Annotated in this window: 8 protein-coding genes; 5 read left to right on the top strand and 3 right to left on the bottom strand. The window is 72.6% G+C overall.

Annotated elements, in window-relative coordinates; genetic code table 11:
• Positions 1 to 641: 641 nt before the first annotated feature.
• Positions 642 to 899, bottom strand: coding sequence for an SCO4848 family membrane protein (locus ACGFI2_RS24665; RefSeq protein ID WP_393521122.1), 258 nt, complete (start codon positions 897 to 899; stop codon positions 642 to 644).
• 110 nt (positions 900 to 1,009) lie between these two features.
• Complete coding sequence (locus ACGFI2_RS24660) at positions 1,010 to 1,468, bottom strand: hypothetical protein (RefSeq protein ID WP_393521120.1); 459 nt, start codon at positions 1,466 to 1,468, stop codon at positions 1,010 to 1,012.
• A 272-nt stretch (positions 1,469 to 1,740) separates the two neighbouring features.
• Between ACGFI2_RS24660 and ACGFI2_RS24655 the strand changes: the two genes are divergently transcribed.
• From ACGFI2_RS24655 to ACGFI2_RS24635, 5 genes are all read left to right on the top strand, one after another.
• Positions 1,741 to 2,184, top strand: a complete 444-nt coding sequence (locus tag ACGFI2_RS24655) for a PRC-barrel domain containing protein (RefSeq protein WP_393521118.1) — start codon at positions 1,741 to 1,743, stop codon at positions 2,182 to 2,184.
• A 74-nt stretch (positions 2,185 to 2,258) separates the two neighbouring features.
• Positions 2,259 to 2,402 (top strand): hypothetical protein, encoded by a 144-nt coding sequence (locus tag ACGFI2_RS24650; protein WP_393521116.1) that lies wholly within the window; start codon positions 2,259 to 2,261, stop codon positions 2,400 to 2,402.
• Between the two features lie 91 nt (positions 2,403 to 2,493).
• Positions 2,494 to 3,552: a tryptophan--tRNA ligase gene (trpS, locus tag ACGFI2_RS24645; protein WP_393521114.1), complete on the top strand. Its 1,059-nt coding sequence runs from the start codon at positions 2,494 to 2,496 to the stop codon at positions 3,550 to 3,552.
• A gap of 279 nt (positions 3,553 to 3,831) precedes the next feature.
• On the top strand, positions 3,832 to 5,553 hold the full coding sequence (argS, locus tag ACGFI2_RS24640; protein WP_393521112.1) for an arginine--tRNA ligase: 1,722 nt from the start codon (positions 3,832 to 3,834) through the stop codon (positions 5,551 to 5,553).
• Positions 5,554 to 5,742: 189 nt separating this feature from the next.
• Positions 5,743 to 6,261 carry an alpha/beta hydrolase gene (locus ACGFI2_RS24635; RefSeq protein ID WP_393521110.1) on the top strand — a complete coding sequence of 173 codons (519 nt, stop codon included), beginning with the start codon at positions 5,743 to 5,745 and terminating at the stop codon, positions 6,259 to 6,261.
• Here the strand turns inward: ACGFI2_RS24635 and ACGFI2_RS24630 are convergent.
• Positions 6,258 to 6,551, bottom strand: coding sequence for a DUF4287 domain-containing protein (locus tag ACGFI2_RS24630; RefSeq protein WP_393521108.1), 294 nt, complete (start codon positions 6,549 to 6,551; stop codon positions 6,258 to 6,260). The genes ACGFI2_RS24635 and ACGFI2_RS24630 overlap by 4 nt on opposite strands.
• Positions 6,552 to 6,561: the final 10 nt, after the last annotated feature.

The raw sequence follows: 6,561 nt of genomic DNA, 5'->3' as shown, positions 1-6,561 counted from the left end.
ACCGCACCGAAGACCCCCACCAGGAGGGCCCCGATCCCGGGGCATCTCGTTCACATCCCCGCCGCTCTCGCGCCGGGCACTTTTACTACGTTACCGCACCGTCTGCGCCGTGTCAAACCGTGTGTCCCGGTCTGTCGTGCTTCATACGGGTTGGTTCCGCTGAGCCCGCGCAGCGGCGGACCGCTGTGCTTGATCATCGGATTTGGCAGACCGGCCGCTGCGGTTTCCCGCAAGCTCGCCCGGTGCCCTGCCGGTCCAGAACCTTACCCGGTCGGTTCCGCTCCGCCAAATCCGCCCTGCGGCGTTTCGGCGAGCCCCGCCCGGACCGCGTCTTCGGGGACTGAAACCCCTCCGGACCCGGTCGCCGGCACCGGATCGGTACGCCCGGGCTTTCGTCCCGTTTGCCCCGTTCCGCGCTGGCAGAGAGAAAGTTACGCGTCTGCGGGTTTGATCGTCAAATCCGCGTACCGCGTCGCGCGTCACATCATCACCGGCAAGCTATATCGGCAGGCCAGACGCCCCCGGAACCCGCCGTCGGCCGCGTGGTCACCGGCCTCGGCCCGGCCGGTGAGCGGTGCGGCGGCCCGAGCGGACGCCCGCCTTCCGGCCGGCGCTGTCCATCGGGAGTGCGGACCGGGGAGCTAGTGGGACCGGGAAGCGCGGCGAGCGGCGAGCCAGCCGCGTACGCCCAACACACCCGCTGTCGTACCGATGGCCAGGGACGCGGCGATGAGCAGCGCGTGCACCCAGAGGAAGGCGGTCGGGTCGCCCTCGCCGACCGCGCCGGCCGACCAGGCCCGGGTGTCGTTCCAGATCGCGACCGCGAACCTCGGCCAGATCACCCAGGTCCACACCCCGACCCCGACCAGGAACAACGACCAACCACGCGACAGAACCATGGTCGGCCAGTATGCCAGCGGCGCCCCGACCGAGGTCGCGGGCGGTGACAACGCTGGTCGACGCGGGGGCCACCCGCGCCGGGCCGTGTCCGGCACGGGTGGCCGGTTGGTCAGAAGCAGGTGACCGCGCCGCCGATCGCCGGGTTCGCCCGCTGGTGCTGGTGGACCACGCCGTCGGGGCCGGCCATCGACCCGCCCCAGATCACGCAGCTGGCACGGACGTACCCGTAGACCGGACCGGCCACGTAGCGCCGGCTGCCCTCGTCGACCGAGAAGGGCAGCCACTCCGGGTCCAGGTAAACGCGGGTGACGGTGGGGGTGCCCGCGTACGCGGACTTCACGGTGACCGCGCAGCCGTACCCGGTCAGCAGGTTGCGCAGCAGGTGCACGGTGCCGAGCAGCTCCCCGGTGGCGGCGTCCTGGATCGGGTCCTGGTCGACGGTGGCGTATCCGGGGCCGCAGAGGGCGGACGGGGCGACCCCGGTGGCGCGGGCGCCAGTGCCGGCGAGCGCGACGAGGACGGCCGCCACGGCCGTCGGGACACCGATCCGTCGAATGAGCCGGTGCATCGGCACTTCCTTTCTCGATTCGGTGGATACGGCATCGAGAATGGTGCGCGCAGTGGCCGGCGCCGAATGTGCTGAAGGCACATCACCGCGCACAGATCGGTGTGCCGGTCGGCTGCTGAACCGACCTTGAGCTGGGTCGGAGCGCCGACGGGGCCGACTATGAGCTATCTCGCAGTGATGCCGAAAGACGAATTCAGAATTGCCGCGGCGTTTCCTTGCGCGGTCGGGCGGGCACTGTCGACGACACCAGACGACATCGCGGAGGTGCCAGCATGCAGCCGTTCAATCCGTGGGCCTGGCGGGACCCGGCGGCGCTCGCCGGAGGCTACGACCAGACCGGCCCGGACGACGTGCCACGGCAGCGAACCGGGGGCGGCGACGACCTCGTCGACGCGCCCGGCCCGGGCACGCCCGTCGACCTCACCGGCTACCGGGTGGAGGCGACCGACGGCCGGATCGGTGCGATCGACGAGGCGAGCGAGGAGGCCGACGCCCGCTACCTGGTGGTGGACACCGGGCCGTGGATCTTCGGAAAGCAGGTGCTGCTGCCGGCCGGGACGGTGGCCCGGGTCGACCACCTGGAGCGCGTCGTGCACGTGGATCGGACCCGGGCACAGGTGAAGGCGTCCCCGGCGTTCGACCCGGACGACTTCGCGCGCGCCGACTACCGGGAGCGCGTCGGCACCTACTACTCGGACAGCTACCGGCAGGGCTGAGCCGGGAGCCGCCGGGCGACCCGAGCCGGGAGAGGGGCAGCCGGGCGGCCGTCTCGGCGGTTACCGTGTCAGGCATGGACCGGTCGAGCACCCGCGCCCCGGAGACCCCTGCCGGTCTCCCGGGTCGTGCTGCCGACGGCCGGGAGCAGATCCTCGACGTACTTCGTGCCGGCGGGCTGCGGTTCCGCGCCGGCGGGCGATGGCGGCGCTCGTTCTGACGAGCCCTGCCCCACCGATCCGGGTCGGCACCCGGGTCGTTCCCGCGCATCCGCGCGTCCCGCCAGCGAACGGCACGAAAGGCATACCGTCATGTCCTCAGCACGCATGCTCACCGGCGACCGCCCGACCGGGCGGCTGCACCTCGGCCACTACGTCGGCAGCATCGCCAACCGGGTCCGGCTGCACCAGCGCTACGAGAGCTTCTTCATCATCGCCGACCTGCACATGCTCACCACCCGCAACACCCGCGCCGACATCGAGCAGGTCGCCCAGAACGCCCGCGAGATGGTCACCGACGTGCTCGCCGCCGGCGTCGAGCCGGAGCACGCCACCTTCTACCTCCAGTCGGCGATCCCCGAGGTCGGTGACCTGAACACGCTGTTCCAGAATTTGGTCACGGTGCCCCGGCTGGAGCGGGTGCCGTCGCTCAAGGAGATGACCCGGGACGCCGGCAAGGACGAGATGCCGTACGGCCTGCTCGGCTATCCCGTCCTCCAGGCGGCCGACATCCTCTGCGTGAAGGGGCAGGTCGTGCCGGTGGGGAAGGACAACGCCGCGCACGTCGAGGTGACCCGGGAGATCGCCCGCCGCTTCAACCACCTCTACGGCGACGTCTTCCCGGTGCCGGACATGATCATGTCCGAGACTCCCACGCTGGTCGGCACCGACGGGGCCGGGAAGATGAGCAAGAGCCGGGGGAACGCGATCGGGCTCGCCGACGACGCGACGACCGTGCGACGCAAGGTGATGGGGATGTACACCGACCCGAACCGGGTCCGCGCCGACGTGCCGGGCACGGTCGAGGGGAACCCGGTCTTCGCGTACCACGACGTGTTCAACCCCGACCGCGCTCAGGTCGACGACCTCAAGACGCGCTACCGGGCGGGGCGGGTCGGTGACGTCGAGGTCAAGGAGGCGCTCGCCACGGCGCTCAACCGGTTCCTCGACCCGATCCGCGAGCGCCGGGCCCGGTTCGAGGCACGGCCCGGCCTGGTCGACGAGCTGATCGCGGCCGGCACCGAGCGGACCCGGGACGAGGTCCGCCGCACGCTCGTCGAGGTCCGCCGGGCGATGGGCCTGACCAGCGTTTACACCCAGGTGCGGCGGCGGGCCGAGCGCTACCGCAAGGCCGCCGCCACCCCGGCCTGACGATCCGGGTACGCCGACCGGCCGGTCCGGGTTACGCGCTTGCGCCGCCCCCGGGCCGGCCGGTTAGGCTGCCGGCATGAGCAGCTCGCAGGCGTACCCGACGGCGTCCCCCGACGTCCGGCTCGGCGCGCTGCGACGCCGGCGGTCCCGCGACCGCCTGCGCTGAGCCTTCCTCTCCTGCGACCGGCGGATCGAGCCGCCGGTCGTCGTCGATCGTCCTCGCTCCGCCGCTTCCCATCCGGTGATCCGCGCGGCGGATCGAGCGAGATCGGCGTACCCATGGATCTTGAGAAGTTGTTGACCGACCGGCTGGCGCCGGCGTTCGCGGCGGTGGCCGGCGGCCCGGTGGACCCGGTGGTGCGGCGCTCGCAGCACGCGGACTTCCAGTCCGACGCGCCGCTCGCGCTGGCCCGGCGGCTCGGCCGGCCGCCGCGGGCGATCGCCGCGGAGGTACGGGACCGCGCGGAGCTGGCCGACCTCTGCGCGGCGGTGGAGGTCTCCGGGCCGGGTTTCCTCAACCTGACCGTGGCCGACCGGGCGCTCGGCGACCTCGTCTCGGCGCTGGCCGCCGACCCCCGGCTCGGGGTGCCGGTGGTGGCCGGGCCGGAGACCGTGGTGGTCGACTACTCGGCGCCGAACGTGGCCAAGGAGATGCACGTCGGCCACCTGCGCTCGACCGTGATCGGGGACGCGGCGGCGCGGCTGCTGGAGTGGCTGGGCCACCGGGTGCGGCGCGCCAACCACCTCGGCGACTGGGGCACGCCGTTCGGCATGCTGATCGAGCACCTGGTCGACCTCGGTGAGGCCGAGGCGGCGCAGGAGCTGTCGATGGGCGACCTGGACGGGTTCTACACCGCGGCGCGGGCGAAGTTCGACGACGACGCGGCGTTCCGGGAGCGGTCGCGGCTGCGGGTGGTGGCGTTGCAGGGCGGCGACGCGGCGACGCTACGGCTGTGGCAGCTGCTGGTGGCGCAGTCCGAGAGCTATTTCCTGACCGTGTACGACCTGCTCGACGTGACCCTGTCCCGGACCGACTTCCGGGGCGAGAGCAGCTACCACGAGCTGCTCGCGCCGACGGTCGGCGAGCTGGACCGGCTCGGCCTGCTGCGGCGCAGCGACGGCGCGGAGTGCGTGTTCCCGTCCGGGTCGGTGGGCCGGGACGGCGAGCCGCTGCCGCTGATCGTGCGCAAGTCGGACGGCGGCTACGGCTATCCGGCGACCGACCTGGCCGCGTTGCGGCACCGGACCGGCACGCTGGGCGCGACCCGGCTGCTCTACGTGGTGGGGCTGCCGCAACGACGGCACTTCGAGATGGTCTTCGCGACCGCCGCGCAGGCCGGCTGGCTGGCCCCGCCGGCCCGGGCCGAGCACGTCGGATTCGGGTCGATCCTCGGGCCGGACGGGCGGATGCTGCGCAGCCGGGCCGGCGGGGCGGTGAAGCTCGTCGGGTTGCTCACCGAGGCGGTGGAGCGGGCCACGGCGCTGGCCCGCGAACGCAACCCGGAGCTGGGCGAGGCGGAGGCGGCCGAGGTGGGCCGGGCGGTCGGCATCGGCGCGGTCAAGTACGCCGACCTGTCCAGCGACCGGCACAAGGACTACGTGCTGGACTGGGAACGGATGTTGTCGCTGGACGGCAACACGGCGCCGTACCTCCAGTACGCGTACTCCCGGATCCGGTCGATCTTCCGGCGGGCCGGCGTGGCGGCGGCGCGGCCGGACGCGGCCGTCGAGCCGGTCGAGCCGGCCGAGCGGGCGCTCGCCATCGAGCTGCTCGGTTTCCCGGCGGTGGTCGACGAGGTGGCCGGCAGCTTGGAGTTCCACCACCTCGCCGCGTACCTGCACCGGGTCGCCTCCGCGTTCAGCGCGTTCTACGAACGCTGCCCGGTGCTGCGGGCGGAGGGGCCGGCGCGGGAGAGCCGGCTGGTGCTGTGCGACGTGACCGCGCGGGTGCTGCACCAGGGCCTGGACCTGCTCGGCATCCGTACCCCGGAGCGGTTGTGAGGCTCGGCGAGGGTCTACTTTTTTTGCGGTATGACTCTCAGTCATATTTATTTATGACTCGTAGGCATACCGCAAAAAAGTTGTCCTTTCTTCGGCGCGGCGCAAGCCCCGCCCCGCTCCCGGTCGCGGGGCCACGGCGGCCTGCAGAGCGGCTGGCGTGAGCGTCGGCCGGACGAGCGGAGGGCGACCATGGCGGATCGGCGGGCGGTGCTGGCACCGGGGCGCGGCTACGACACCCGGGGCCCGCTCTTCGTCTATCTCGGCGAGGCGTTGCGCCGGCTCGGCTTCGAGGTGCACGAGGTGACCTGGCAGCGGCTGGACGAGCTGCGCCCGGACGCCGCGCCCGGCTGGGTGGCCGAGCAGCTCAGGCCGGTCCTCGACGCCGGTGTCGACCTGCTGGTCGGCAAGTCGCTGGGCAGCTTCGCCGCCCCGCTCGCCGCCGACCGGGGCATCCCGGCGGTCTGGCTGACCCCGCTGCTGACCGACCCGGCCGTCCGCGACCCGCTGGGCCGGACCACCGCGCCGTTCCTGCTGGCCGGCGGCACCGCCGACACCCTGTGGAACGGCGAGGTGGCCCGCCGGCTCACCCCGCACGTGGTCGAGGTGGCGGGCGCCGACCACTCGATGATGGTGCCGGGTCCGCTGGCCCGCTCCGCCGAGGCGCTCGGCCGGGTCTGCACCGCCGTCGAGGAGTTCGCCGCCGGCTAGGGCCCCGGCCGCGTGGCTTGGCCGTCCAGCCAGAGCATGTCGCTGTCATCGCGGTGCGCGCCGGTGGAGCCGACGTGCTTGGCGCTGATCTGCGGTCCGTTTCGGATCACGTGGACCAGGGCCATGGCGTGCCCGCGCCCCAGCCCGTACTCGTTCTTCAGCCAGTCCACGATGACGCCCGCCTTCACACCTGCCTCTCCGTAGCCGCGTTGCTCGGCCTCCTGGACGAGCACGCGTGGGGTCTTACCGGTCCGGTTCTCGATCGCGTCGAGGTACGCCTGGAAGGACATGCCCACAGCC

The organism is Micromonospora sp. NPDC049282 (genome assembly GCF_043197045.1).
Lineage (GTDB): Bacteria > Actinomycetota > Actinomycetes > Mycobacteriales > Micromonosporaceae > Micromonospora.
This window is presented reverse-complemented; position numbering and strand designations above follow the sequence as displayed.

What these genes read in the sequence shown, in the direction of transcription:
- ACGFI2_RS24630 (WP_393521108.1), bottom strand. Translation starts at nt 6,551, where the DNA reads ATGTCCTTCCAGGCGTACCTCGACGCGATCGAGAACCGGACCGGTAAG.
- ACGFI2_RS24655 (WP_393521118.1), top strand. Translation starts at nt 1,741, where the DNA reads ATGCAGCCGTTCAATCCGTGGGCCTGGCGGGACCCGGCGGCGCTCGCC.
- argS (WP_393521112.1), top strand. Translation starts at nt 3,832, where the DNA reads ATGGATCTTGAGAAGTTGTTGACCGACCGGCTGGCGCCGGCGTTCGCG.
- ACGFI2_RS24650 (WP_393521116.1), top strand. Translation starts at nt 2,259, where the DNA reads ATGGACCGGTCGAGCACCCGCGCCCCGGAGACCCCTGCCGGTCTCCCG.
- ACGFI2_RS24635 (WP_393521110.1), top strand. Translation starts at nt 5,743, where the DNA reads ATGGCGGATCGGCGGGCGGTGCTGGCACCGGGGCGCGGCTACGACACC.
- trpS (WP_393521114.1), top strand. Translation starts at nt 2,494, where the DNA reads ATGTCCTCAGCACGCATGCTCACCGGCGACCGCCCGACCGGGCGGCTG.
- ACGFI2_RS24665 (WP_393521122.1), bottom strand. Translation starts at nt 899, where the DNA reads ATGGTTCTGTCGCGTGGTTGGTCGTTGTTCCTGGTCGGGGTCGGGGTG.
- ACGFI2_RS24660 (WP_393521120.1), bottom strand. Translation starts at nt 1,468, where the DNA reads ATGCACCGGCTCATTCGACGGATCGGTGTCCCGACGGCCGTGGCGGCC.